The sequence below is a fragment of the Streptomyces sp. CT34 genome, from assembly GCF_000805335.1.
Classification (GTDB): domain Bacteria; phylum Actinomycetota; class Actinomycetes; order Streptomycetales; family Streptomycetaceae; genus Streptomyces.
The window spans coordinates 2,862-28,359 of sequence record NZ_KN708638.1; the positions used below are offsets into that span (position 1 = coordinate 2,862).

Sequence of the window (25,498 nt, forward strand, 5' to 3'; positions counted from 1 at the left end):
GGGGTGGAAGAGATCACGGGCAACCTCGGACTCGCGGTGACAACGGCACGTCCATCCTCCCGGATCCCGGCCTGCCGGTCGGGGTGGGTTACTGGTACAGGAAGTCCGTCCACCACACCTGGAGCCCGTCGACCAGGGCGACAGCGTTGTCTGCCACCTGACGGCGCTGGGCCGTGTCGTACGTGGCGTACACGGTGTCGAAGGCCGGCGCGGGATTGTGGTGCTCCGCGGCGAGACGGCAGAAGAGCGGCGAGGGGCAAAAGATGGTGTCCGCTGCCGCGTCTTCATCCACGAGCTCTGCGGGAAGCCCGCCATACACTTCGGAGGCGATCCAGCATGCCCAGTCCACCAGCGTGCGCGTCGCCCCTGTATCGGCCGCGACGCGGTCGAGGAGCAGCGGGCGGCAGTTGGGGTCAGGGCATTCGTCCACCGTCGCGTAGAACAGCTGGTCCAGCAGGGCGTCGCCGTTGCGGTCCTGGGGGCCGGATGAGTACGACTTGGACGGCGGGACGAACGTGCGTTGCCGGCGGCGGACCGTGGCCGCAGTGTGTACATGGTCAGCTTCCATCACGTCTCTTTCTGCTGGCTGGTGTCGGTCATCGGGTGGTCGGGCTGGTACGGCGGGGCCGTACGCTGTCTGGCCGCCTGCGGGCGCGTCCTGATCGCGGGGCGGGCGCAGGCGGCTCGTGCAGCGCGCAGGCACGGGCGGCTTCGGTTACGGCCGTCTGATCCCAGCCGCTCAGGTGCAGCGGCTGATCGCCGCGGGCGGGCCGGTCCAGGTTCTTGAAGCAGTCTGCTGCCTCGATGAGGTCCGCGGCCCACGACGGGGGCTGTGTCGGGCGGCCGGATTCTGGCCGGGTGCTGGACGGTGGCGCGGTGGGGCCGGGCAGCTGGGTCTGCGGGCGGCCTGTGAGGATGTGTAGGGCCAGTGCCGCGGCGTGGACGGGGTGGGCGATGCGCGCGTGCAGCCGGTGTGCGAGGAGCAGGGTGTGCTCATCCGGCTCGGGTGTGAAGCGGCCGGATGCGGGCAGGGGGAGCACGGTGGCGCCCAGGTACCTCGATGCCGTTTCGGTGTCGGCGCGGGAGAGCCTGCGTCGCGTCGGCAGCAGGAAGCATGGCTCGGTGGGGTGGGGCGAAAACTGGGCGGCCGCTTCCCACCACGCGAACCGGCCGGGTGCGGGCTCCTCGTGCGGCTCGGTGGCGGCAAGGACGTGGCGGGCCGCGGCCAGGGTGTGCACCTGCTCGTGTGCCAGCGTCGGCAGGGCGGCGGCTAGGGCGGGCGGCAGCGGGCCGTGGCACAGCAGGGTCAGCCGTATCCCGGTCAACTCCCGCAGTGCGAAGAGAGGTTCGAAGTTCCGGGAGCTGATGCGGTGGGTTCGCGTGACGACGAGATGGCCGATCCGCAGTGCGGATATCCAGGCGGCCGCCGCACGCCAGGCGATCTCGGCCTGTGCGGCCCAGCCGACGGCCTCCGGGCTCCCGTGGAGCGGGAGGTGTTTGCCCATGGAGCGCAGCAGGTCGTGGGCGAGCGAGGCGGGGGCGCCGGCCACCGGAGTGGGGTGGACGGTGATCCGGCCGCGGGCGGGGGTGTGGGCGGCCAAGGCGATGGTCATGAAGGCGTAGTCGTCGCCGTGGTCGTGGACCACGGTGAGCGCCGGCAGATCGGGGTGGGTGCGGTTCGGTGACCATGTCGGGCGCCAGGGGGTGGCGACCCGCTTCTCCGTAGCCGTCTCGCGCGGTGTCATCGCCCGGCCCCCTTCTTGGGCGGTGGCGTGCCGGTCGCCGCGTTAGCGGGGCCGTCGGCATCGGCGGCCGGTCCGGTGGCGGGCAGGGGGCGCTCGGTCAGGCCGAGGGCGAACAACACGTCGGGGTGCGGGGCCGGTTGCTCACCCGCGGGGTCGAGCAGCCCGCGCCCTTGAAGGCGCGGGATCTGTCCGGCGGGCGGGGGGTGTGCGGCGCAGTGCAGCAGGCGCATGAGGGCGGCGGCCTCACTCGGGCTGAGACTGGCGGCGCTGTGGCCTCCGTCGTACAGGTTCTGCTGCTGCTCGGGGGTGAGCAGGCCGGGCTGTACGGCCAGGTAGAGGGTGGTGTCGGTGTGGACGAGCCGGTGCGGGCCCGCCTGCTGTTCGAGCCGGGCAGCCAGGACGGCGGCGGCCCGCTCAAGCCGGTGCGCCGGCCACTGAAGTGCCGAGGCCGCATCGTCGGGGTGGACAGGACCGGTTTGAAGCAGAGCCGCGTGCAGCACGGTGGCATACGGGGCCGCCCCCGCCGTCCCTGCGCGGTGCGGGCGAGGCCGCGGGCTCCGGGTGTGCCCGGGAATGCGTAACAAGGACTCGGGGGCGGTATCCAGGGCGCGGGCCAGGGCGAACAGCGCCGCGGCCGAAAGGGTGTACGGGGTCAGGCGCCGGTCCCAGTCGGCGGTGGGGATGCCGGTCAGGGCGGCCATGTCCTCGTCGGTGAGCTGGCACTCCAGGGCGCGCTCACGGGCGAGAGCCAGATCGAAGACGGTCACCTCCCGCTGATCGGGCGGCAGTTGATCCCTCATCGGCACCCCGGGCTCAGGTGTGCCAGAACATCCGGGGCGGGCAGGGTGGGGGTGTGCAGGTGCCAGCCGCGGGCGGCGGTGTGCCAGTCGTCGGTGGTATGCGGGTGGTTCAGGGCGGGAACGGCCAGGCCTGCGTCGGCAATCAGGGCGTTGAGGCGGGGCGTGGTGCCGAAGCAGTTCGCGAACAGGCCGTGCGCGGGGGCGGTGCGCGGGGTGCGGCGACGGAATTCGAGCGCGGCAGCGAGCAGCGGGCGGGCGCGGGGAGGGATGGTGTACAGGTGCCGCGGGGTGGGCGGCGCGCCGATGTTGATCCGGGCGTCGCGGTCGATGGCGATCTGCGTGGCCTCCTCGTCGATGCTGGCGATCTGCGTCATCGCCAGCAGCGGGCTGGCGGTGCCGGTGAACAGCAGGGCCGCGATCGCGGCGGCGCGCAGCGGGTTGGGCAGGTGTGTGGTGATCGTGTGCACGGTGCGCGGGGTCAGGGGCACGGTGGTGATGCCGGGCCCTGCGCGGCGGGTGAGGTCGTCGGGCACGTTCAGCAGCACCGCGCGGGTCAGCAGGCCGGCCTGGGCGCCGCGTACGCGGGCCACGGTGTGCGCGGGACTGGGGCTCAAGACGGTCAGCCGGGACAAGAACAGCCGCAGCGCCTCCGTCTCGCGCAGGCCGAAAGGGGTGGGCTCGGTGGACTCGGTCAGATGGTCGGTCTCTTCGGCGCTGGTGGATGTGGGTGGCTTCAGCGGCAGGGTGCGCGCCCACCAGATACGGGCGGCGGCGTAGCCGGCGCGGTACTGGGCGTCGGTGCGTGCGAAGTCGGCCCCGTTCTGGCGGCGCCAGCACTGGGCGCGGAAGGCGGCGACCGAGGCACGCGGTACGGCGGGCAGGGGCTGTGCGTGATCGGACGGAGGCGGGCCGGTCAGGCGGTCGGTGGCGGCCGGGCCGATCGCGGCAAGGACCTCCACGGTGCCCCCCACGTGCACCATGTCCGTCAGCTGGGCGGCGGCCAGATGTTCCACCAGGCGTCTGACGTCGGCGCCTTCGGGGGCATGGGCCACCAGGGTGAGACGAATGTTGGTCTCGGTGCGCCAGGCGGCCAGGCGGCGCAGCCGCTCGACGGTGAGACGGTGGGCACGCAGCACGATCACCTCCCGTATGCCGGTGGCCAGGCTCCAGCAGGTCACCGCCCGCCAGGCCGGGTCGGTGGACATCCGCTCCGCGCCCTGGTGGGAGAACCCGGCACGGCCCATCGCGCGCAGCACGTCCAGCGCGAGGTAGGCGGGGCTGGTGGTGTTGGGGGTGGGATCGGCGGTGATCTTTCCGCGGGCCGCATCCGCCCAGGCGCAGGCGGCACGGTGCACCGTACGGTCGTCGTCGGTGTCTAGGAGCAGCCGCACCGGCCCCGCCGCCTCGGGCTCCTGTGAAGATGCGGTGGCGGAGGGGGTAAGAACGGGCGAGGGCGCTGTCATGTTCACCGTCCGCCGTCGATCCGGTCGGCCACCGCCTCAAGCAGCAGCGCATCGGGCGCGGCCGCCTGGGCGCGGGCCATGATCCGCCGGGTGTGATGGGTGATCAGGGCCCAGCGGCGCAGCGCGCCGCCGGCCAGCCGGGCGTCCAGTGCCATCAGGTCGCCGGGATCGACGCCCTGCCACACCGGGTGCAGCGCGGGCAGGGCAAGTGGGATCTGGTCACGGGTGAGCGGTTGAACACGCAGCCAGGCGGCGGTGCGGGTGGCGAGCATCCGCTGGGCGCGCAGGCGCCGTTCGCCGCGGCGGGCGGCGATGAGGACCACGCACAGCCCGCCCGGGACGCCGTCGTGCAGGAAGCGCAGGTACTCCATGCAGGACGCCGACAATCGGTGGGCGTCCTCGACCACGACGATGCGCGGCCGGTCGGCCAGAGCGTGCCGGATCAGCGTGTCCGCCGCCCCCGGATCAGCTGGCGCCCCACCAGGCAGCCGAAGTGCCCGGTGCAGGGCCAGGCGCAGATCCGTCGGCGCCGGCTGCGCCCGCAGCTCAAGCGGTACCAGTCCCCCGCCACCGAGACGGCGGCCGGCCGCATGGACGGCGAAGGTCTTGCCGATCCCCGTATCGCCCAGCACACACAGAAACCGGCGCCTAGCCACGGCGCCCGCGAGCGCGCCGCCCACCGCGAGCATCGCCGGAGTGAGCAGCGTCCGTATCCCCTCAACACTCAGGAAATGCAGACCAGATGAGACAGCGTCGTCGTCCAGGACGGCGAACGGTCCACTCGTGGCCGCCTCGCCCCACACGGGGTACGCGTAGCCGGTGGACTCGATGGGTTCGGTGGTCAGCATCGGCCCAACGCCCAGTCCACGACACGGTCATCGGCCTGGTCGGCCTGGAAGTACTCCATGCCCTTGAGAACGTGCTTGGTGACCTTGACCCACTCGCGGAACGAGCCGAGCGCGTACTGGGTGTCAATCCGCTTGAGCAGCGCCTCATCCACGCCCCGCCACACGGGGTGGGAGTCGGGAACGGCTTTGAGGATCTCGTCCTCGGTCATCGCGAGGATCTCCAACCGGATGTAGATCCTGGAAGCGAGCGCCGGGTCGCTCTGCAGCGTCTCGTAGGCCTCACGGCCACCGACGAACACGATCGCGGGCTGGGGGTCGCAGTTGTCCCACAGCTTGCGCAGGAACTCGAAGTTCTCCCGCCGGTACTGCTGCGCCTCGTCACACACAATCACATACGGGCGGCGCGGCAGGCTCTCGCGCAGCAGCTTGTCGAACGCGGTCGGGGTGCCGGGCATTTTGCAGTTGAGCCGCATCTGGTGGAACAGCTCCTCGCGCAGGTCCTTCGGCCCGGGGCGGGAACGGGCAAAGTCCAGCGGAAGGATCAGGTCGGGGTTCATCTCCTGGATCGTGGCCCGGGTCGAGAAACTCTTCCCCAGCCCCGGATCGCCGTAGATCACGGACATCGCCTGCGACTCGACGGTGTCGATGACGGTGTCCTTGATCTGCAGCAGGGTGTCCGTGGCCACCAGCGTGGAGTCCTTGAGACCGAGAAAATGATGCGGGCGCAGATCAGGGCGGCGCCGCGATATCCCGCTCTCGGCCGCAGCGGCCGGCTGGCGGCGGGCGCCAAGATGCTTGCGTTTAGGGGAAGTTGTCACGAAGTGTCATCCTTGGATGCGTTGCCGGTGGAGTCCTGGCCGGGGCGTTTCCACGCAGCCGGGACAGGGGTCAGGGGCCGGTACGGCTGAGTGCGGCGCCGCGGCGCCGCGGGCGGCTTCGTGCCGTCGAGCTCGGCACGGGCCTCCTGCTCGGTCATCCGCAGCACCCGCACGGGCAGTTCGGGCTGAGTGGATGGCAGATGCCGTTCCCGCCGGCGCTCGCCGGAGCGCTTCAGAGCCGCTCGCAGCTGACTGCTGTGCTCGTCGCGCTCGAGGAGCACCTTGGCGCGCAGGTCCTCGCTCGCCTCGCCTGCGAGGAAAGCACGCCCCAGATAGCGGTTGCCGCGGAAGGTGTACAGGTCGATCTCGTGGGTGTGGTGCGGCATCCACCGCACCCGCACCTCCAACCCGATGCGGCCCACCCCGTTCTCGGGCATGTAGCAGCGGCGGTTGAACTCGACCCCGTGGCTGGTGATCTTGTGGACCTTGTGGTCGCTCTCCAGCATGAAGGCGCGCAGCTCGGACGCAGCCGGCTCGGGCCGGATCTCGGTGGGGTCGGCCTGCCAGGCCTGAAGCGGTGTCATCCCGGTGCGCTTGATGACGTGCTCGGTGTTGTGCTTATGGACCCACTCGCCCAGCAGGCCGACGAACGCCTCGTACGTCAGCGGCAGATCCGACTCGCCGATGCGGCGGCGGTGATCGAGCCTGGGTGCCTTCGTATAGCGAGGCAGGTCGGCGAAGAAGCGAGTCATGCTGGTGCGGTTCAGACGTTCGATGCCGCCTTTGTGGCGGGCACTGCGTACGCGGTGCACCGGGACGCCGAGGAGCCCGAACGCCCGGCGGACGGTCTTGGACAGGAAGTCCGCGCCGCCGTCGACGCGGACCAGATGCGGCAGACCGCCCGGCGGGCCGTAGGGGGCCTCGCGCAGCACCGACATGCGCACCGCGGCCAGGACCGAACCCCGGTGCGCCGAGCCGGCGGTGACCGCCCAACCCATCACATAGCCCGTGCCGCGGTCCTCGAACCACGTCACCCACACCCTCGACGGCTTCCCGTCCGGCATCATCACCACGGTCTCGGCCTGCTTGTGATCCCCCTCCCACACCTCATTCCGCGCCACCGCCGGCCGCTGAAAAGCGGGGTCGAAGCCGCGGGCCGCCGGGATCCCCTCGCGCAGGCCCGCCATGAAACCCGGATCGAGATCCCGGGCGATCGCATCATGCAGCGTCGTCAGCCCCGGAGGCTTATGCCCCGCCGCTACCGCCAGCTCGACCAGCCGCTCGTGAGCGCGCTTCACATTGCCCTGATAGTCGGCGAGGACCTCGATGACCTCCTCGGTGACACGGAACCGGCGGCGCTCCGGCTTCTCCGCACTGCCAGTCTCCTCCGCACGGGCCAGCCAGCTCCACACCGTCCGCTTGTGCACACCCACCGCGTCAGCGACCAGCCGCACATGCGCCGTAGTCAATTGGTCCGACGCGCGCAGCCGCAGCAACTGAGCCACCGCCGCAAGCCTGAGCTCATCCCGATGCCGCCCCAAGCCGATGTCCACGGCCCCAGGGACGTCGCCACCTGCCGTCACCGGAGCCGACAGGCGCGCACAGAGCAGACCGGTATCCGAGCAGTAATCACAGCGCCAGCCTCCGGGACATCAACTACCGCCCCATACAGGGCAGTTCACGATGGCGCCCGCGACAAGGGCGACGGAAGAGACGCTAGAGCCGACACCCCGACACAAGTCCCCTCAACCACTTGGACGGGTGATAGATCTCCGTCCCGCCTCCACCCCGCACCCTCATGCGCTATAGAGCACGCCGCGAAGGAGGTTCGAGGAACGCAGCACCGAGCGATCCGGGACCACGCCACCCCGAATCCGGAAACCCACCACCAAGATCAAACAACTGAAAAGCCTACTGACCAGCACAAAAGCAGCCCCGCATCAATGGCGAGGAGACCCGAACACCCCGGTGACATCTTCCCCGAACCTCACACTCGCCCGGGGTGGAGCACGGGCCTTTAGAAATACTTCTCTACCTGGTCGGATTCTCGCCTGCGGTATTCGCTATGGGATATCGCCTTACCATTCCCAGGGGACGATGGATTGCCATCGCAGCCGTCTCTACCGCGGACCCAACGCCAGGTGCACCCCGGGGACTTACGCCAAGTCACCGAGACGTCTCCCGGTCATCGGGCCATGGCGCTCCCGATGTGGCGGATGCGGTCGGGTGCGTGCCGGGGGTGTGTCCGAAGGCTCTGCGGAAGACGTCGATGAAGGCGCTCGTCGACGACCAGCCGCACATGTGGGCCACGGTGGTCACCGGGGTGTCCTCGGCCAGTAGGGCCAAGGCATGGCAGAGGCGCAGCTGGGTGCGCCACTGTGGGAAGGTCATGCCGAGGTCCGCCCGGAAGAGTCGGGACAGGGTGCGGGCGCTCACACCGACCTGTTTGCCCAGCGAGGCCAGAGTGCTGTTGTCGGCCGGATCGGCTTGCAGGATCTCGCACAGTGCCTTGAGTCGGGGGGTGGTGGGTGCGGGCAGGTGCATGGGATGCCGGTGTGAGGCTCGTAACTGGTCGAGCAGGACGGCCCGTAGCCGCCCGCGTTCGGGGCTGTCGTCGTGCGGGGTGCGGGTGTAGGCGAGGATCAATTCGCGCAGCAGGGGGGCGACGGTCAGGACCGTCGGGTCGTTCAGGCCGAGGGGGTTGTCGGTGGCGGGCAGGCCGACCAGGTGCAGTTCCAGTCCGCCGTGGGCGCGGTGGGCGTGCGTGGTGCCGGCGGGCACCCAGATGGCGCGGTTGGCCGGAGCGACCCAGGAACCCGCGTCGGTGGTGATGGCCAGCATTCCGCGGCCGGCGTAGACGATTTGGTGGTCGTCGTGGCGGTGGGCGTCGATGGCCGCTCCGGATGCCAGCCACCGTGTGTGGGTCGGTGCGACCGGCGTATGGCGGATTTGCTTCATTGATTGGCAGATTATCGGAAGTACGACATGGTGGCGAGCGGTGAACATGGTGACGTGCCGAGAAACAAGAGGATCCTTCTGCTGTCCGTCGGGCATGCCTGTGTGGACGTCTATCAGGGCGCTGTGACCGCGCTCGTCCCGTTCTTCGTTGCCGAGCGGCATTACACCTACGCTGCGGCGTCGGGCATCGTGCTCGCCGCGTCGCTGCTGTCGTCGGTGGCGCAGCCGTTGTTCGGCGCGTTCACCGACCGGTGGGCGCTGCCCTGGCTGCTGCCGGTCAGCACGACCCTGGGGGGTCTGGGCATCGCGCTGAGCGGCTTGAGCGGTAACTACGCGCTGACGCTGGCGTTCGTGGCCGTGTCGGGGATTGGGGTCGCGGCGTATCACCCCGAGTCCGCCCGTGTCGCGCGGATCGCCAGCAAGGGGAGTCATACCGCGATGGGCTGGTTCTCTTTGGGCGGCAACATCGGCTTCGCCGCTGCGCCGCTGGTGGTGGCTGCCGTCATCGCCACCGGGGGTCTGAGGTTTTCGCCTTTTCTCGTGATCCCGGCTCTGGCCGGTAGCGTGCTGTGCCTGCCTGCTCTGCGTGCGTTGGACGGGAGGTCACGCAGCGGTTCTGGTGCCGCGGTTCGGACGGGGGCCGACGACGTGGCCTCGTTCGTCAAGCTGTCGGGGGCCGTGTTCTGCCGGTCGATCGTCTTCATCGGGCTGAGCACGTTCATCTCGTTCTATGCCCGGCAGCGTACGGGCGGTGGTACGGCGGCGGGTACGGCGGCGCTGTTCGTGCTCTACATCGGTGGCGCGGTGGGCACCGTGCTGGGCGGTAGCCTGGCCAACCGCTGGGATCGGGTCACCGCTGTGCGCAGGTCGTACCTGATGGCCGTCGTCGCCGTTGCGGGGATCGTCTTCGTGCCCGGCCCGGCGATCTACGTGTTCGTGGCGCTGACCTCGGTCGGCCTCTACATACCGTTCTCGCTGCAGGTCACCCTCGGGCAGGACTATCTTCCCACGCGTGTCGGGACCGCCAGCGGGATCACTCTCGGCCTGGCCGTCAGTGTCGGTGGTGTGGTGAGTCCCCTCATCGGCAGCATTGCCGATGCCACCTCCCTGCAGGCGGCCCTGGCCCCGCTGATCGCGATGCCGGCCGTGAGTTGGCTTCTGTTCCGGATGCTGCCCGAACCGGCTGTGTCGAAGGCCGTGGTGGCGCCGGCGGAGCAGATGGCGGACGGCGGTGGCGAGACCGCGTCCGGGCTTTCTCCCACCCGGCCGCATCACGGCTGAGGGCACGATGGCGCCTCCGGTGGTGTCACCGCGGGTGACGGTTCGAGCATGGCCGCTGTGCAACGTCGCCTGGCCGGATATGCCCTACCCGTGGCGCGGTTGGTCTTGAGAGGCTCCGAGAACGAACAATGATCAACTGTTCTCGCCGGGTGCAGCATGACGAGTTCGACAGACGGGGGCGGGCCGATGGCCGTGTCGCACTATGTCGGTGGATCTTTATGTGTCGGCGCCGAACTTCCCCTGGCTCCGGGGGCGGTGTCCCGGGCGAATGCCTTGGCCCTGCGCAACCGTCGAGGAGCGGACACGGGAACCGCTGTGCTGGAGCAGGTCGTCCGGCATGCGGAGAGCGGTCCGAACCGTGCCGCTGTGACCGACGGCGAACGGACGCTGAGCTACCGGGACTTGCTGGATGAGGTTGCCGCGGCCCGCAGTGCCCTGCTCGCCCGAGGCGTGCGGGCCGGTGATGTGGTCGCCGCGGCCGGTCATCGCAGTGTGGGCACGCCGGTCGTCTTCCTGGCACTGGAGAGCATCGGCGCCGTCTATCTGCCCGTCGATCTGGGCTGGCCGGAGGGCAGGGTCCGGGATGTGCTCGTCCGCGGCCGTGCCGCTTTTTTGTTGGACTATTCCGGCGTCGGTGATGCCGCCCGTGCCGCGTGTTCGGCCGCCGCGGCCGGGGGGATCGTCGTGCTGCGGCTGCCGGAGCGGAGCGGAGCCGGTGAACTTCTGTCCCGCAATGGTCAGCTCCCGCCCTTGAACGGGGCCGGCCGCTCGAACGAGACCCGCTATGCGATCTTTACTTCGGGGTCCACCGGCCGCCCCAAGGGGGCCGCGATCGAGCACCAGGGCATGCTCAACCATCTGTGGGCCAAGGCCGCCGATCTGTCCCTGGGCCCCGACGACGTCGTGGCTTTCACGGCGCCGTTGGGGTTCGGTATCTCGGTCTGGCAGTTGCTCTGCCCTCTCCTGGTCGGTGGCCATGTCGTGGTCGTGGACGAGGCCGCCATGCGTTTTCCGCGACGGCTCATCAGCGCGCTCGACGCTGCGGGCGTGACCGTCGTCGAACTCGTCCCCACCGTCGTCGGCTGGCTCGTCGGCGAAATGCAGCGCCTCGGCGGCGGAGCACTGAAGAAGCTGCGCTGTTTGCTGTCCACGGGCGAGGAGCTCTATCCCGCGGTTGCGGCAAGTGTTCATGAAACGCTCCCGCACGTTTCCCTGATCAACGCCTACGGATTCACCGAATGCAGTGACGATGTCACCCATCACCTGGTGGCACCCGCGGACGTGACACGCACCCGGCTCCCTGTCGGCTCACCCGTGATCGGTACCACCCTGTATCTGCTGGTACGCGAGGCGGAGGGCACATGGCGGGCGGCCGAACCGGCAGAGAGCGGTGAACTGTTCGTAGGCGGGGCCGGTGTGGGGCTTGGCTATCTGGACGACCCCGGTACCACCGACCGTGCCTTCTTCCGCGATCCCTTCGACCGCGACTCGCCGACCGGCAGGCTCTACCGCACCGGTGACCTCGCACGTTTCGACGAGGGGCTCGTGTACTACCTCGGCCGCGGTGACCGGCAGGTGAAGGTCGCTGGTGTCCGCATGGAACTGGACGAGATCGAAGCGGTCCTGAGCCGGCATCCCGGCGTCGAGACGTGCGCCGTCATCGTGTCCGGCGAGGGTGAGCTGGGCGAACTGGTCGCCCACTACAGTCTGCGCGGTCCGGTGCCGTTGGAGGAACTCCAGGACACCCTGAGTTCTGCCCTGCCGTTGTCCATGGTGCCGCGGCGCTGGCGGGAATGGGACATGCTGCCCCTCACCCACAACGGAAAGGTCGATCTCCGGTCGCTGCGGGCGGCCGTCACCACCCCTGGGAAAGAGGCGCGATGACCACGGAAGTGGCGAACCACCCGTGCGCTAACGGGCAGTTCACCGACCTGGCGGCGCGGGTCGCCGCCGTGACCGACGCCGCGGAAGAGCATCTCGCCCAAAGCGAGCGGGAGGCGGCCTTTCCCGAGGAAGCGCTGGCGCAGATGCGCCGGACCCGTCTGCTCGCCCTCCTCGTGCCCGCCGCGGACGGGGGCCTGGGGGGTACGATCGCCGATCTCGTCGACGTCGCCATGGCCTTGGGGCGTACCGATATGTCGGTGGCCATGATCTTCGCGATGCACTGTCAGCAGGTGGAGGCGATCGTGCGCCACGCGAAGCCGCCGTTACGGGACGAGCTGCTGTCCCTGCTGGCGTCCGGAGACCTGTACCTGGCCTCGGTCACCACCGAGCCGGGCAAAGGCGGCCACCTGTTCACGTCGCGCGCGCCGCTGCGCGAGGCCGATGGAAGCCTGGATATCGACCGGATGGCCCCGATCGTGACCGGCGGCACCGTGGCGGACGGCTTCCTGATCACCATGCGCAGTCCGTACGCCACCGCCGACCACCATGTCTCGCTGGTGTATGCCCACCGCAGGCAGCTGCGCGTGGAGGCTACCGGGCAGTGGTGTCCGATGGGTATGCGGGCCAGCCACAGCCTGCCGCTGGCCCTCACCGGGACGATCCCCGCCCACCAAGTGATCGGTGAACACGGCGCTTTCCATCAGATCGCCCAGTCGGTGTTCGGCCCGCTGGCTCATATCGGCTGGTCGGCGGCCTGGTTGGGGACCGCGTGCGGGGCTCTGTCCCGGGTCCTGCAGCTGCTGCGCGCCCCGGAGGGCCGCAAGCGGTTCGATCTGGGATCGGAACTCCTGTTGACGCGGCTGTCCCGGGCCCGGCAACGGCTCGATGGTGTCCACGTGTTGCTGCGCCGCGCGCAGGACCTGGTGGCGCGGGAGGTGGATCTGTCCGCCACGAGCAGTCAGTTGCTGCTGAACAATCTCAAGATCGCCGCTGCCGAGGACTGCTATGCGGCCGTGAACGACCTTGTCGACGCCGTCGGCTTGCGGCACGGATATCTCCAGGACTCGCCGACCCGGCTGGAAAAGGCCCTGCGTGATTTGCGCTCGGCCGCGCTGAACTACAGCAACGACCGCCTGCACCTGGCGAACGGCCGCTTGTGTCTGCTCGATGCGGACGTGCGGCTCGGCTGATCGCCTGCGCCGATCTCATGCTCGGCATGAGATCGATTGCTCTCAAGACTGCGAATGCTCCGCTTACTTCGAGGATCCATATGCCCCAAAACAGCACTGAAAGCTCGAACGAGAACTGGGCCACCGCGCTGCGGTACATCGCAGGGCGCAAGGCCGCCGAGGAGTCCCTGGGGTTCCTCGCCTATATCAGCGCCACGATCCGGACCACCACCGGCCTTACGGACGTCATCCCGGCGGTGGCCGGAGGGTGTGTCCCTTTTCTCGCCTCGGCGATATCCCTGGATGCACCGGCAGTGCATTCCCGGCCCATTGCCCAGTCCCCGGACGGATTGTCGGCAGCGCTGGACGGCGTACGCGCCCTGGCCCGGAGCAGCGACGAACAACAGGTCGTGATCAGCGAGCACGAGGGATGTGCGAAGCGGACCGTCCCTGGGCATCTGGATCTGCTGCGCGAGTGGAAGGCGGACTCGGCAGCTGCCTTCGCGCTGAATTTCCGGGGCGTTGCCGGGGGCCATCTGGTCCTTGTGCGTGCTGCGGGTCACCGCCTGGGCCCCATCGGTCCGGGCGATCTCGCACTCGTCAACGAGGTGGCCGACAGGGTGGCGGCGTTCAACGCGTTCGCGACGTACCTGACGGCCGGGAAGTAGGGAGTGGCCGTGGCAGCAGCGAGCTGGACAGATGTGCGCTCCTGGATCCTCGAACGGAACCCCGACCTGACCGACCTGGCCCCGGACACCGACATCATCGAGACGCGTGTCATCAATTCCCTGCAGTTCGTGGAGCTCGTCCTTTACGTCGAAGAACTGCGCGGCGCAATGCTGCAATCCGACGAGGTCACTCTCGATGCGTTTCGGACGCTCGAGGACATCGACAAGAACTTTCTCAGCTGACAGCGGGGTTCGGCATGACATCCGGACGATCTGTCGTCGTGCAGGGCGGGGTGGAGAGAGCTGACGACTGCGTGGTCTTTCTGCCGCCGGCCGGCAGCGTCGCGTCGCCGTACCTGGCGATAGGAGCCCATTTGCCGGCCACCCTGCCGGCGGTGCACTGCGAGATGCCCGGACGCGGCCGCCTGGCGCACGACGAGGCTCCCGCTTCGGTGCACACTGCCGTGGACCGCTGGGCGGACGACCTTGCCGCGCTGCTGCCGGGACGACGATTCCATGTCTTCGGGCACAGCCTGGGAGCCCTGTTCGCGTATGAACTCACCAACCGGTTCGCGGCCCGGCCCGTGTGCGAGGTCGCCAGCGTGCTCGTCTCGGGCGCCCGTGAGCCGAAAAGCCCGCCCCGGTCCGCGGCGGCCACGGCTTTCGCGGTCCTTCGCCGGCAGAGCGGTGACGCCGAGGAGAGCTGGCTGTCGGCGGACCTCGAGATGCGGCGAAAGCACCAGACCGACGGGCAGCCGGTCGACGCGTCGCTCGCGCTGCTGTGCGGCCGCGCCGACTCATTCGCCCGGCCCGACGAGATGGCCGCATGGAAACGCTTCGTCCGCGGCCCCTACCTGGGGACGTTCACCTTCGACGGCGGACATGACTACTACCTGTCCGGCCAGGAATCCATTGCGGCAGTGATCGGCAACATCGTGGAGCGCAGCCAGAATTCGGGACACAAAGGAGCAGGAAGTGACGACTGACAACGGCAACATCCCTTCCGTCGAGCAGCTGATCGACGTCATCGGGAACAGTTCGGTGGGGATCGCGGTGACCGACGGATCCGGCGCCGTCGTGCTGCACAACAAGGCGCAGTCCGTGCTCATGGGAGGCGAGGCCGCCCACCTCGCCGGGCGGATCTCCATCGACGGTGCGGGCGACGACGGCCTGGCCCGTTTGCTACGGCGCCTGGAGCAGGAGAAGAGGATCGACAACGTCCGGGTCGTCTATCACGGTACCGAGGGCCAGGGGCGCGCCGCCCGCCTGAATGCCGTAGCGGCGGGCAGCGGTGGCACCACACGCATCCACTGGGTGAGCCGCCCGGAACTCGGCGAGCGGCTTCCGATACCGGACACCGGCACACAGGACGCGACCACATCCGACGCCGCGTCCTGGATCCGCGCGGTCGACGCGTGCGCACACCCGGCCCTGGCCCCCGGCAAGGGCCACGAAGAGGCGATGCGCGAGTTCTACCAAGTGGCCCCGGTGGCAATCCACTTGATCGGGGTCAACGGCAACGTCATGTACGCCAACCCCGCGGACGTCGCACTGGTCGAATACAGTTCCTCGCCGTCCGAATACGTCGGCGGGCACATCCGCAAGATCTACGAGGACCAGGGCCTGCTCGACGACTTCCTCTCACGCTGGGACCAGGACTCGCCGATCATCAATTTCCGCGCGAACTTCGTCACCAGGCAAGGGACCCCGAAGCCGGTTCTGATCTTCTCGACGGCGCAGGCCCAGGGCGGGAGCGTCAGCAACACCCGGTGCTTCGTCTTCAACGACCCCGAGCCGGGGCGTGCACGGGACACGATCAGCACCTTCGGCTGGCCGGCCTGAGGGCGGAGCGGGCGGGGCACAGCGAACGCCGTGCCCCGCCCGCGTCTCAACGGTGTTGACCGTTGCGCCGTGAACAGACAGGTTTGCCGGATCACGCAGCTCCACCTTCTTCCCGCGTGGGCGCCAAGGGCCACAACTGGATGCGCCGCTACCCCGCCCATCGCGAAGGCGAGGGCTCACCGCTGCCACGACGCTGCCCGCCGGCGAACACGTCCTCCTACGGCGCCTCGACCAGCCACAAGCGCGACGCCCAGCCGAACAATGCCCCCCAGTGGCAGATGATGCCCAACGCCTACGAACCCAGGGTGACGTCTACGACTTCCGCGGTATCACCGACACCCTGGCGGAGGACAACCACCTGTCGGGACTGCTCCGCCGCCCGCCGCAACGTCTTGCAGTCCCCACCAAGGACGCACGGTCAGGCCGGGCCGTGTCGGGTGGAGGGTGTCGGGTGGAGGCGGGCGCGGTTCGCCGTTCCGCGACGGTCAGGCGGCGCCCACCCTCACCGAGACCGCACAGCTACGCGTCGATCTCCACCACGAACCGAACTCGGCGGGCGCGCCGTATGTGGAGCGCGTTTCGCAGTTGTCGCGCCCGCCGCCAGGGGCCATCTGGGGTGGCGGGCGGGAGGCCGTGAGCGCCGCTGGCGCCCGGATTTCGTGGCGCGCACGGCCGGCGGTGTGCGTTGGGCCTCGGCCGCGGGCGGAGCGTCGGACGCGGTCGGCGGCGATGAGAGCAGGTGCGGGAAGCTGCCGTTGCTGTACGCCGTCAGGAACGTGTCCTCGATGCCGGTGAACAGGGAGGAGTTGGACAGGGAGGAGTTGGCGCGCAGCTCGCCGTACGGGGTGGTCGCCGCGGTGAGGTCCACCATGTGTATCGGCACGGGCCGGTGGTTCGGCATCTCCTTGACGTAGGTGGGGCGCGGAGTGCCGTCACAGGGCGGGCAGGCTCTCGCCCGCCTGCCCGGGGCCGGCCGCGGCGGACCGTCGACGAAGCCGGGGCGGGCGGGTCGGGGCCGGCGCGGGCGGTGGCTGTGCCGGGCGGGGTGTCATGCCGTGACCGAGACCTCCTCGGGGGTGGCTGCGCGCAGGTGCGGGTTCCGGGCGACCAGGGCGGGCATGGCGAGTCCGAGGAGCGCGAATCCGGCCGCCAGGGCGACCCAGCCGGGGGCTCCGTGACCGAGCACCAGCCAGGTGAAGAGCGCGGGCGCGAACATCCTGCCGAGGTCGGTGCCCATCGCGTGAGTGCCCTGGTATTGGCCTTGTGCATGGTCCGGGGCCAGATCGAAGGCGAGGCTCCAGCTCCCCGCCGACTGCCGCACCTCGCCGAGGGCGTGGGCGAGTGCGCCGAGCGCGAGCAGCGCGCATGCCGGTATCAGGGCGGCTCCGCTGGTCAGCGCGAACACCAGGCAGGCGGCCGCCACGCACCCGGCCCCCTGGAAGCTCGCCTTCGCCGCCCGCTCGGGGGTGTCGGTGCCCCGTGCCGCCCTGGTCTGCACGGCGACCACGAGGACCGTGTTGACGACGAGGAGTGCCGCGCTCATCCACCGCGGGGCGCTGGTGTGCTGCACCACCCAGAGCGGCAGCACCACGTCCAGGAGGAGGGCGTGCGTGGACAGCAGCCCGTCCAGCGCGGCGAACGTGAGGAAGGGCCAGTCGCGGAGCACCGCGAGGGCGGGTCCGGCCTTGGCCGGCACCGGCGGTACCGCGGGCTCCCGGAGGGTGAGCAGGCTGGTGAGGAGGAATGCGACGGCCGTGAACAGCATCGCCGCCCGATAGGCCGGCTGCGCGCCGAGTGCGAGGACGAGCCCGGCCAGGCAGGCGCCGATCGAGACGCTCAGATTGGTCGCGGCGCGCACGTACGCGAGGACGTGCATCCGGTCCCCGGCCGGGATCAGGCCCGCGATCATGGCTTTGCGGGCGCTTCGGCCGGCCCGGTAGGCGACGGCCTGGGCCGAGGCGACCAGCAGGTACGGCCAGAAGCCGCTGACGAACAGCAGCGCCAGGGTCAGCAGTGCCATCGCCAGAAACGACCAGATCTGCACGGTCTTCGGTCCCGCGCGGTCCGCGAGATGGCCGAGGGGTGTGCTGCACACCAGGACGATCACAGCGGACACGCTGACGCAGACGCCGAATTGACCCGGCGTCAGGTGCAGTACGGTGGTGGCGTAGATCGCGTTCAGGGCCATCCACAGGCCCTGCCCCAGCGTCATCACCGCGGTGATGACGGCGATGAGCCGTCCGGGGCCCGGGGGGAGAAGGATACGGTTCAGCACCGGGGTCTTCCTTTCGCTCCGTGGCGGGGTGTGGTCAGACCGTTTCGACGGACTGCGCACTGGAGCGCAGGCGGAACCCGAGCCGTCCGATTCCCTCCCGCGCGGCCGACACGGCGGCATCGGGGGTGGCGGCGCGTGCGCGTACGGCGACGGCGCGGGAGTCCGAGGAGGCGAGTGCGCCGACCCGGGCGCCCGGGGCGGCGAGGAGTTGTACGTCGTGGACGCCTTCCACCGCCCGTGCCGCGTCGACGCCGGACACCTCCTCCAGGACGCCGGAGCCGTCGGGCACCGCGAACCAGATGGCGGAGGCGACCGGTTCGCGCGGCTCGGCCAAGGCTGCGCGGATGCGGGGCAGGACGCTCTCGCCGAGTGTCTGGCGGAGCACGCAGTCCGACAGGTCGACGCCGGTGGCGTCGAGGGTGAGCGCGGGGATCTCGTCGCCTCCCACCCGGAGGTGGGTCTCGATCAGTCGCGGCCCGTCGGCGCCCAGCACGATCTCGGTGTGGGTGGCGCCGAACTCGACCCCGAGGGCGTCGAGCACCTCGGTGACGTACTCCGTGACCTCCTTGCGCCGGATTTCGGCCAGCGGGGCCGGTGCCACATGCCCGAGCTCCACGAACGCGGCGGGGTCGGAGAACTTGCGGGTGACGGACACCACGAGGTGTTCGCCCGCCTCGGAGAACGCCTCGACGCTGTACTGCTCCCCGTGGTGGAACTCCTCGACGATGACTCCGGTTTCCACGATTCCCTTGTGGTGGCCGCCGGCGCGGCGCCAGGCCGCCGCGGCCTGGTCCTCGGAACGCACCAGTGCCACGCCGGCGCTGCCGGCGCCCGCGACGGGCTTGACCACGCACGGCCCGCCGTGGTCGCGGAGGAAGGAGCGCACGTCCTGCTCGGCCGATGCGCGCAGGTACGCCGTCGTGTCGATGCCCGCCTCGGCGAGCCGCTGCCGCATCAGATGCTTGTCGTGGACCTGCGCGACCGTCTCGGGGGTGTGCGTGGCGAGCCCGAGCGCCGCGCCGATGGCCGCGCAGCGGTCCTGGTCGCGTTCGCCCACGGTGGCGATCCGGGTGAAGGGGTGCCGGGCGTGCACGGCCGCGGCGAGAGCGATCCACTCCTCGTCGGGCGCGCGTTCGCCGACGGCTATGACCCGGGCGTTGGCGTGGGGGTCGTGGAGCTTATGGACGTACTGGACGCGGCAGATGACGGTCGTGGCCGCGTCGGAGCGGGCCGCGCGGACGCGGGCGGGGAATTCCCGGCCTGTTCCCACGATCAGGACGTGTTCGGGCACAGCGGTTCTCCTCCTCCTTCTTCGGTCTTCGGTATGCGGGTATGCCGTGATGCCGGTATGCGGTCTTCGATCCGGCGGTGCGGGGCTCGGGCCGCGCCTCAGTCCTGGGAGCCCCGCTCGGCGAGGATCGCGTCGATGCGGGCACGGTGTGCGGCCGCCCAGTCGTCGAGGGACTGTGCGGCCTCCTTCGCCGCCTTGGCGCGCGCGTCGCGCAGGACCTCCTCCTGGCGGCCGCGCGGAACGACCACCACGCCCTCCTCGTCGGCCACCACGAGGTCCCCGCCGTTCACGTGGACACCCCCGCACCGCACCGTGCCGCCCAGCGGCGTCACGGCCTTCTTGCCTCCCGGGATGGGGATGACGCCCCGGGCGTAGACGGGGAAGCCCATCTCGCGCACCTCTGCGAGGTCCCGGATCAGGCCGTCGAGGACGAAGGCGGCGATCCCGCGGCGCCGGGCCACGGCGCAGACATTGCCGCCGGCGAGCGCGAAGTCCGTGTCCCCGGACTCGACGACGATGACGGAGCCGGGCTGCGCGCGGTGAATGGCCGCGTGGAGCATGAGGTTGTCGCCGGGCGGGCACTGGACGGTGAAGGCCGGTCCGGCGACCTTCGGGGCGGGCGCCCACAGCGAGCGGATGCCGATGTCCATGACCTGCTCGCGGCCGAGGAAGTCGGCGAGCGCGGTGGTGGGGAGGGTCGGGAGGGCGGAGCTGTCGTTCATCGTCTTCCTTGTCTTCCTTCTTCTCGGTCTTCTTCGGTGCCGTGCCGGGCAGTTGAGCCGGCGGGCTATGCGGTGGTGCGGGCGGGGCCGCCCTTCCGCGGGCTGTAGGGGTGACGCTGCCAGGTGGTACCGCCGTCGGCGGTGGACAGGACGGCTCCCTCGTCCCCGACGATCCACGCGTGCCGTGCGGAGGTGACGTGCACGTCCCACAGGGTCATGCCCGATGTGGTGGTGCCCGCCTGCCAGGTGCGGCCGCCGTCGAGGGATGTCGTCACGGTGTCGCTGCGGCCGACGGCGCGGCCCACCCGGCCGTCCGCCGAGAAGTGCACGGCGGCGAGGTGCCGGCAGGTGTCGCTGGTACGGCGTTGCCAGTGCAGCCCGCCGTCGTGGGTGCCGAGAGGGGTGCCGCCGTCGCCGACGACCCAGCAGGTCCGTTCGTCGATCACGTACAGGCCCAGCAGGTCGTCGTCGGTGCCGGAGTCCTGCGGCCGCCAGGTCCGTCCGCCGTCGAGGGTGGCCAGCACGGTGCCTCCGGTACCGACGGCCCAACCGGTGTGCAGACCGGCGAAGCCCACCGCCCACAGGGCGACGTCGGTGCGCGGGGTGTCCTGGCGCAGCCAGGTGTGCCCGGCGTCGCCGGTCGCCAGGATCGTGCCGCGGTCGCCGACGGCCCAGGCCGTGCGCGCGTCCGGGTGCGCATGGACCGAGAGCAGGTCGCGGTCGGTTCCACTTGCCTGGAGCCGCCACGACGCGCCGTCGTCATGGGTGACCACGATGGTTCCGCCCCGTCCGACCGCCCACGCCGTGGTCGTGTCCGGTGCGGCGAGGGAGTACAGGTTCGCCGTGGCCTCGCCAAAACGCTGTCGCCACGGCCCGCCTCCGCGGGAGGCCAGGATGGTGCCGCCGTCGCCCACCGCCCAGCCCTCCCGGCCATCGGGACGCATCGTCAGGCCGTAAAGGTTCTTTCCCGTGGGGGCCACGCGCGGAGTCCAGGACTTCGCGTCGTGCTCGGCGGCGAGGACGAGGCCGCCGTCGCCGACGGCGTACGCCTCGGCGCCGTCCGGGCGCACCCACAGCTGTTTGATGTCTTGGGGGGCCGCGGTGTCCTGACGGTGCCACAGGCGGCCGCCGTCCTCGGTGGCGAGCACCGTGCCCAGGTCCCCGACCGCCCAGCCCCGCTCTCCGGACGCGGTGAAGCCGATGCCCCACAGGTCGGCATCGGTGCCGCTGTCGCGGGCGGACCAGGTGGCGCCGCCGTCCTCGGTCGCCAGCACCGTGCCGGCGCGTCCCGCGATCCACGCCCGGTCCGGGCCGGCGGCGTGCACGCACGTCAGGTCCGCTGTCACCGGCGGATTCCGGCGCTGCCAGGTGGCTCCGCCGTCGGCGGTGGTCAACACCGTTCCGGCGGCGCCCACCACCCAGCCCCGGCCGGCATCGGGCGCGAAGTGCACCGCGAACAAGTCCTGTGACACCGGCGGGTTCCGACGCTGCCAGGTCGCCCCGCCATCGGCGGTGGCCAGCACCGTTCCGGCGGCGCCCACCACCCAGCCCCGGCCGGCATCGGGCGTGAAGTGCACCGCGAACAAGTCCTGTGACACCGGCGGGTTCCGACGCTGCCAGGTCGCCCCGCCATCGGCGGTGGCCAGCACCGTTCCGGCGGCGCCCACCACCCAGCCGCGCTGTTCGTCGTCCAGGAGGTGAACGCCCCAGAGGTCCTCGCGCACGCCGGTGTCGCGCACCTGCCAGCTGCGCCCCGCGTCGGTGGTGACCGCGAGGGTCCCCCGGGCTCCCACGGCCCACCGGGAGGTGCGGGCGCCGTGGATGCACAGGAGGTCGCGGAACATGCCGTCGAGCTGTGCCCGCCATGCGCGCCCGCCGTCCGGGCAGGCCAGGACGAGTCCGTCGTCACCGACTCCCCAGCCGTGCCGGGCGTCGGGGGTGAACGCCAGCGAGACGATGTCCTTTTCGGTCCCGCCGGCTTGCCGCGTCCAGCTGTGTCCGCCGTCGTCGGAGGCCAGTATCAGGCCGTTGTCGCCCGAGACCCTGAGTCCGGTTCCGTCCGGGGAGGCCCACAGCCCGTAGATGTCGAGTTCGGTTCCGCTGTGACGAGCCGTCCAGGTGATGCCGGCGTCCCGTGTGCCCAGGATGGTGCCCGCGCGGCCGACGGCCCAGCACACCTGGGGGGACACGGCGAAGACCGCGCGCAGATCCGCGCTCGTGCCGGCGTCCCGGACGGACCAGGTGGTCCCGCCGTCCGTGGTCGAAAGGATCCGGCCCTTCTTGCCGACGGCCCAGGCCACCCGGTCGTCGATCGCGTGACAGCGGGTCAGGTGGATGCGGTCCGGCGTCGTCTGCGGTCGCCAGGTCCGCCCGCCGTCGTCCGAGCCGAGAACCGTCCCGTTGTCCCCGACCGCCCAGCCGGCCAGTCCGGACGGGGCGAAGGAGATGCCGTAGAGGTTCTGGGAGGTCCCCGAGTCCGCGGCGATCCAGCTTCGTCCACCGTTCTCGGTCCGCAGCACCGTACCGTCGCGGCCGGCGATCCACCCGTGCTCCGGGTCGGTGAAGCAGACCGCCCGCAGGTCCTTGTCGGTGTCCCCCTGCGGGCTCCAGTGGGCTCCTCCGTCGCGGGTCGCGAGGATCAGCCCGCCGTCCCCGACGGCCCAGGCCGTGGTGGCGTCCACCAGGGATACGCCCTGCATGTTCACGCTGCGCGGAGCGATGCTGCACGTCGTCATCGTCGAACCTTCCTGCCGGGGCTGGGACCGGCATGCGCACGAACGCTCCCAGGGCCGGCTTCTCGATCGCTTCTGATCGGCTTTCGCCGCGCGGGCCGGGCACGCAGAGCCGGCGGAAGGCCGTTCGAAAGCGGCCGGGCCTGAACTGTTCCCAGCGCCGGGGCGGACCCGGGCGAGGCGAAGACCACGGACGCAGGGAGAGAGCGATGACCAAGACCCGGATCGTGACCCACTCGGTACTCGGCCTGGCCGCCGCCACCGCGGCGGTGCTGGCGGCGGTGGTGCCGGTCCAGGCGGCCACGGGCGCGGCTCCCGGCGACACCCACGGGAGCACGCCGGCGGCCGCCGTCGCCACGGGCGCCGACGACACCCACTGGGGCACGACCGCCGGGTCGGACGACACCCACTGGTGAGGGACGGGCGAGGCCGAACCGACCGAACCGAGTACACCATGATCGAGGGTGAATGGGACGAGGCCATGAGCGTGATCAAGCGTGCTACGGAAGCGGTGGCGCTCAAGGCACCCCGTGTCCAGGTGAGCATCAAAGTCGACCTGTGGCCGAACATGCCGGCCCCCTCGACAACAAGATCGCTCTCCTTGAGCAGCGCATCACGGTGCTGGAGGCAATGACCCAGTGCCCGCCGGTCCGTGATGTCCGGCAGCAGCCCGCCCGGCGATCCGCCTATGAGCGGCATGGGTCTGCCTGGGCAGGCCCATGCGCGTCACGCAACGCCGGGGTCACGCCACGTCCGGCGAAGCCGACCCGCAGCCACCCCGGCAAGGCCGGCGACGCCCGTTGAGGAGACAACGATGTTCGGTTACCGCGTTCCCGCTCCCGATCAAGCCATGCTGATCTCGGGAGGCAGGCGTGGCCAGGGCGGTGCTCCGTTCCGCGTGGTCACCGGCCACGGCACGTTCGTACTGCCGGTCTTCGCACGGTGCGCTTCCTGCCCCTGGCGATGCGTGAGGCCGAGGTCGCCGAAAAGTGCCGCCGCTCCTCGGATCGATCGGGTGACCGCTGATGATGAACGTGACCTTCGGGCCGACCATCACGCGCTCGCCGAGCCGAATGCCGGCGTAGTCCAGGAACATGCAGTTCTGGTTGATGAACACGCGCTCGGCGAGGTGGAGGTGGAGGCCGTGGTCCGCGGAGAAGGGCGGACAGATCGTGACTCGCGTCGGCAGCGGCTTGCCGAGGATCCGTTCGAACAGTTCCGCTTTGCTCGCCTCATCCTCGAAGGGCAGGGCGTTCAGGCGGGAGGTGAGCTCGGTGACCGGCAGGACCCTCTCGGACATGGCCTGGAACTCGGCGCCGTGGATGCGCATGAGACGGTCGCTGGACATGCCACGCCCCTTTGTGATGTACCGGTAACTGGACATGGCTCACCAAGACGCTGGTGGAGGCTGCTGTCAACAGCCGGCCGAGTCACCTTTGTCAGAGTTACGCCCTGCGAGCACGCGGGATGTCGCTGTCGCCGCGCCGTGGCGTCGTTGCCCAGGACGGAAGCCAGACCGTCTCAGGGAGCCTTGGCAGGGTTCCGAGGTGGGTGATGATTCCACGGAGTCCTGGATGTGGATTCGCTCTGGAAAGGATGAGCGAGAGTGGGTATGCAAGGGTCGGATTCACGATAGGGATGCGGCGTAGGTCGTAGTTCGTCGGCCAGATGTACCGGTCGCGTGCCCCGACGAGGGTGGCCACCTCCGCGGAGTCCGCGAGCGTGTCCAGGAGTACCTCGTCTCCGAAGTGCGGGCCTGCCGCGTCAATGCGTAGGTCGAAGACGGTGGCGAGCTGAGCGTAGAACTCTGCCCATTCGCTTCGGGGTGCGATACCCGGCACCCATATCCGGTGCTTACGCAGCTGCGATGGCGTCAGTTTTCGCGCGGCGGCGAGTGGATGTCTTGGGCCGACGAGAAGTTCCACCGGGGAGTCGAACGCGCGGATCATCTGCACGTCGGACGGCAGTGTGGCCGGGGCAGTGACGGTACGGAACGAGGCGTCGATATCGCCTGATTCGACGGCGGCGACCGCCACGCGTGGGTCGTTGACCCTGAGGGTCACCACGTCGAGATTGGTTTCGGGATGCGACCGCCAATAATCGTGCAGAACAACGGCCTGCGCGCTGCGCAGGCCCAGAACGTCGATCCGAAGGGCCCGGGAGCTCGGCCTGACCGCGGTGATGGCGCGCTCGACACCCACGACGATGCTCCGCACGTGAGGGAGAAACGCCTGACCATCGAGCGTCAGCTCAACCCCTCGGGCGGTACGTGTGAACAGGCGGACCTCCAACTCGCGCTCCAGGGCCGCGATCCGCTTGGAGACTGCCTGCTGTGTCACGCCCAGCTCATCGGCCGCATGCTGGAACTGTCCGAGCTCGGCCGCCCGGAGAAACGATCGCAATGCCTCGGTGTCCACGTGTTCACCTTAAGCGTGCCCAACTGACCGTTGTGGCTTGCGAGGTCGGTTGTTTGATCACGCTCCAGCGTGGCCGTTGTGATGCGAGATCCAAACCGTCCTGCCCGACGACGAACTCGCCCTCACCGAGCTCAACGGATGCGACCTGCGCGCCATCCCCATGGCCTTAATCCAAGCCATGCTGATACGGAAGAGGCCCGAACACCGGGATCGGGTTCGGGCCTTGCTCGCTCGTGTGGGTTTCGCGCCGGCGGCTGTGTCAGCCCGCGTTCGGGTTCCCACCCACCAGCTGGGACAGCAGCTCGATGCTCTGTGCCTGGTTGGCGTCCAGCTTCTGCTCCATCTCGGCAAAGCCGTCCCGGACCTCACGACGGATCGCGGCCTGGCTTTCGAGGATGGTGCGAAGTTGCCGCCGGTGTGCACCTGCAGCACTTCCACACGGTCTTCAACCGCCTCGACACGGCCGGATCAACGCGTTGAGCTCGCTCTGCGCGATGCGGTCCTCAGCCACGCGGAGCCCCCAGATCACGAGATGCGGCGGTCATCAGGCCCCACGGTATCGCGCCCGAGCAGGGCCGGACCCGC

General features: G+C 70.1%; 23 protein-coding genes and 2 pseudogenes. 10 read left to right on the forward strand and 15 right to left on the reverse strand.

Annotated elements, in window-relative coordinates:
- Positions 1-88 precede the first annotated feature (88 nt).
- From RZ84_RS00095 to RZ84_RS00130, 8 genes are all read right to left on the reverse strand, one after another.
- On the reverse strand, positions 89-568 hold the full coding sequence (locus tag RZ84_RS00095; protein ID WP_043262611.1) for a hypothetical protein: 480 nt from the start codon (positions 566-568) through the stop codon (positions 89-91).
- Positions 569-596: 28 nt separating this feature from the next.
- Positions 597-1,745 (reverse strand): hypothetical protein, encoded by a 1,149-nt coding sequence (locus RZ84_RS00100; RefSeq protein WP_052229621.1) that lies wholly within the window; start codon positions 1,743-1,745, stop codon positions 597-599.
- A complete protein-coding gene (locus tag RZ84_RS00105; protein ID WP_043268631.1) occupies positions 1,742-2,545 on the reverse strand; it encodes a hypothetical protein in 804 nt (267 codons plus the stop codon). The genes RZ84_RS00100 and RZ84_RS00105 overlap by 4 nt, the downstream gene beginning before the upstream one ends.
- Positions 2,542-3,936: a hypothetical protein gene (locus RZ84_RS00110; RefSeq protein ID WP_107068046.1), complete on the reverse strand. Its 1,395-nt coding sequence runs from the start codon at positions 3,934-3,936 to the stop codon at positions 2,542-2,544. The genes RZ84_RS00105 and RZ84_RS00110 overlap by 4 nt, the downstream gene beginning before the upstream one ends.
- A gap of 74 nt (positions 3,937-4,010) precedes the next feature.
- Positions 4,011-4,856 carry an AAA family ATPase gene (locus RZ84_RS00115; RefSeq protein WP_043262612.1) on the reverse strand — a complete coding sequence of 282 codons (846 nt, stop codon included), beginning with the start codon at positions 4,854-4,856 and terminating at the stop codon, positions 4,011-4,013.
- On the reverse strand, positions 4,850-5,674 hold the full coding sequence (locus RZ84_RS00120) for an AAA family ATPase (RefSeq protein ID WP_043262613.1): 825 nt from the start codon (positions 5,672-5,674) through the stop codon (positions 4,850-4,852). The genes RZ84_RS00115 and RZ84_RS00120 overlap by 7 nt, the downstream gene beginning before the upstream one ends.
- Complete coding sequence (locus tag RZ84_RS00125; protein ID WP_241777460.1) at positions 5,671-7,227, reverse strand: Mu transposase C-terminal domain-containing protein; 1,557 nt, start codon at positions 7,225-7,227, stop codon at positions 5,671-5,673. The genes RZ84_RS00120 and RZ84_RS00125 overlap by 4 nt, the downstream gene beginning before the upstream one ends.
- 613 nt (positions 7,228-7,840) lie before the next feature.
- Positions 7,841-8,632 carry a helix-turn-helix transcriptional regulator gene (locus tag RZ84_RS00130; RefSeq protein WP_052229623.1) on the reverse strand — a complete coding sequence of 264 codons (792 nt, stop codon included), beginning with the start codon at positions 8,630-8,632 and terminating at the stop codon, positions 7,841-7,843.
- A 54-nt stretch (positions 8,633-8,686) separates the two neighbouring features.
- Between RZ84_RS00130 and RZ84_RS00135 the strand changes: the two genes are divergently transcribed.
- The 8 genes and pseudogenes from RZ84_RS00135 to RZ84_RS40180 all read left to right on the forward strand — a co-directional run.
- Positions 8,687-9,913 carry an MFS transporter gene (locus RZ84_RS00135; RefSeq protein ID WP_078894492.1) on the forward strand — a complete coding sequence of 409 codons (1,227 nt, stop codon included), beginning with the start codon at positions 8,687-8,689 and terminating at the stop codon, positions 9,911-9,913.
- A gap of 315 nt (positions 9,914-10,228) precedes the next feature.
- The gene (locus RZ84_RS00140) at positions 10,229-11,797 is read left to right on the forward strand and encodes an AMP-binding protein (protein ID WP_241777461.1); all 1,569 of its coding nucleotides are present in this window, start codon (positions 10,229-10,231) and stop codon (positions 11,795-11,797) included.
- The gene (locus RZ84_RS00145) at positions 11,794-12,987 is read left to right on the forward strand and encodes an acyl-CoA dehydrogenase family protein (RefSeq protein ID WP_052229625.1); all 1,194 of its coding nucleotides are present in this window, start codon (positions 11,794-11,796) and stop codon (positions 12,985-12,987) included. The genes RZ84_RS00140 and RZ84_RS00145 overlap by 4 nt, the downstream gene beginning before the upstream one ends.
- 80 nt (positions 12,988-13,067) lie before the next feature.
- A complete protein-coding gene (locus RZ84_RS38575) occupies positions 13,068-13,634 on the forward strand; it encodes a hypothetical protein (RefSeq protein ID WP_043262615.1) in 567 nt (188 codons plus the stop codon).
- 9 nt (positions 13,635-13,643) lie between these two features.
- Positions 13,644-13,877 carry a hypothetical protein gene (locus RZ84_RS38580; protein ID WP_043268643.1) on the forward strand — a complete coding sequence of 78 codons (234 nt, stop codon included), beginning with the start codon at positions 13,644-13,646 and terminating at the stop codon, positions 13,875-13,877.
- A gap of 38 nt (positions 13,878-13,915) precedes the next feature.
- Positions 13,916-14,620, forward strand: coding sequence for a thioesterase II family protein (locus RZ84_RS38585; RefSeq protein ID WP_157878699.1), 705 nt, complete (start codon positions 13,916-13,918; stop codon positions 14,618-14,620).
- A complete protein-coding gene (locus RZ84_RS00165) occupies positions 14,610-15,476 on the forward strand; it encodes a nitrogen regulation protein NR(II) (protein ID WP_043262616.1) in 867 nt (288 codons plus the stop codon). Before RZ84_RS38585 ends, RZ84_RS00165 begins: the two co-directional genes overlap by 11 nt.
- A gap of 116 nt (positions 15,477-15,592) precedes the next feature.
- Positions 15,593-15,852: pseudogene (locus RZ84_RS40180) on the forward strand (peptidoglycan bridge formation protein FemAB); the annotation flags it as partial.
- Positions 15,853-16,189: 337 nt separating this feature from the next.
- Here RZ84_RS40180 and RZ84_RS40185 read toward each other — a convergent pair.
- The 5 genes and pseudogenes from RZ84_RS40185 to RZ84_RS34835 all read right to left on the reverse strand — a co-directional run.
- A pseudogene (locus RZ84_RS40185) lies at positions 16,190-16,368 on the reverse strand (SAM-dependent methyltransferase); the annotation flags it as partial.
- Between the two features lie 156 nt (positions 16,369-16,524).
- Positions 16,525-17,751, reverse strand: a complete 1,227-nt coding sequence (locus tag RZ84_RS00175) for an MFS transporter (RefSeq protein WP_052229628.1) — start codon at positions 17,749-17,751, stop codon at positions 16,525-16,527.
- A 34-nt stretch (positions 17,752-17,785) separates the two neighbouring features.
- Positions 17,786-19,042, reverse strand: coding sequence for an ATP-grasp domain-containing protein (locus RZ84_RS00180; RefSeq protein ID WP_043262618.1), 1,257 nt, complete (start codon positions 19,040-19,042; stop codon positions 17,786-17,788).
- A gap of 98 nt (positions 19,043-19,140) precedes the next feature.
- Positions 19,141-19,764 carry an RraA family protein gene (locus RZ84_RS00185; protein ID WP_043262619.1) on the reverse strand — a complete coding sequence of 208 codons (624 nt, stop codon included), beginning with the start codon at positions 19,762-19,764 and terminating at the stop codon, positions 19,141-19,143.
- 65 nt (positions 19,765-19,829) lie between these two features.
- Positions 19,830-22,499: a YCF48-related protein gene (locus RZ84_RS34835; protein ID WP_198539914.1), complete on the reverse strand. Its 2,670-nt coding sequence runs from the start codon at positions 22,497-22,499 to the stop codon at positions 19,830-19,832.
- Between the two features lie 206 nt (positions 22,500-22,705).
- Between RZ84_RS34835 and RZ84_RS39440 the strand changes: the two genes are divergently transcribed.
- Both RZ84_RS39440 and RZ84_RS40190 read left to right on the forward strand, forming a co-directional pair.
- Positions 22,706-22,912: a hypothetical protein gene (locus tag RZ84_RS39440; RefSeq protein WP_043262620.1), complete on the forward strand. Its 207-nt coding sequence runs from the start codon at positions 22,706-22,708 to the stop codon at positions 22,910-22,912.
- Between the two features lie 65 nt (positions 22,913-22,977).
- Positions 22,978-23,130, forward strand: coding sequence for a YkoF family thiamine-binding protein (locus RZ84_RS40190; protein WP_241777990.1), 153 nt, complete (start codon positions 22,978-22,980; stop codon positions 23,128-23,130).
- 108 nt (positions 23,131-23,238) lie between these two features.
- On the opposite strand, the gene RZ84_RS40195 is transcribed toward RZ84_RS40190, so the two are convergent.
- Positions 23,239-23,844 (reverse strand): LbetaH domain-containing protein, encoded by a 606-nt coding sequence (locus tag RZ84_RS40195; protein ID WP_241777462.1) that lies wholly within the window; start codon positions 23,842-23,844, stop codon positions 23,239-23,241.
- A 97-nt stretch (positions 23,845-23,941) separates the two neighbouring features.
- Complete coding sequence (locus RZ84_RS00210) at positions 23,942-24,913, reverse strand: LysR family transcriptional regulator (RefSeq protein WP_043262621.1); 972 nt, start codon at positions 24,911-24,913, stop codon at positions 23,942-23,944.
- Positions 24,914-25,498 lie beyond the last annotated feature (585 nt).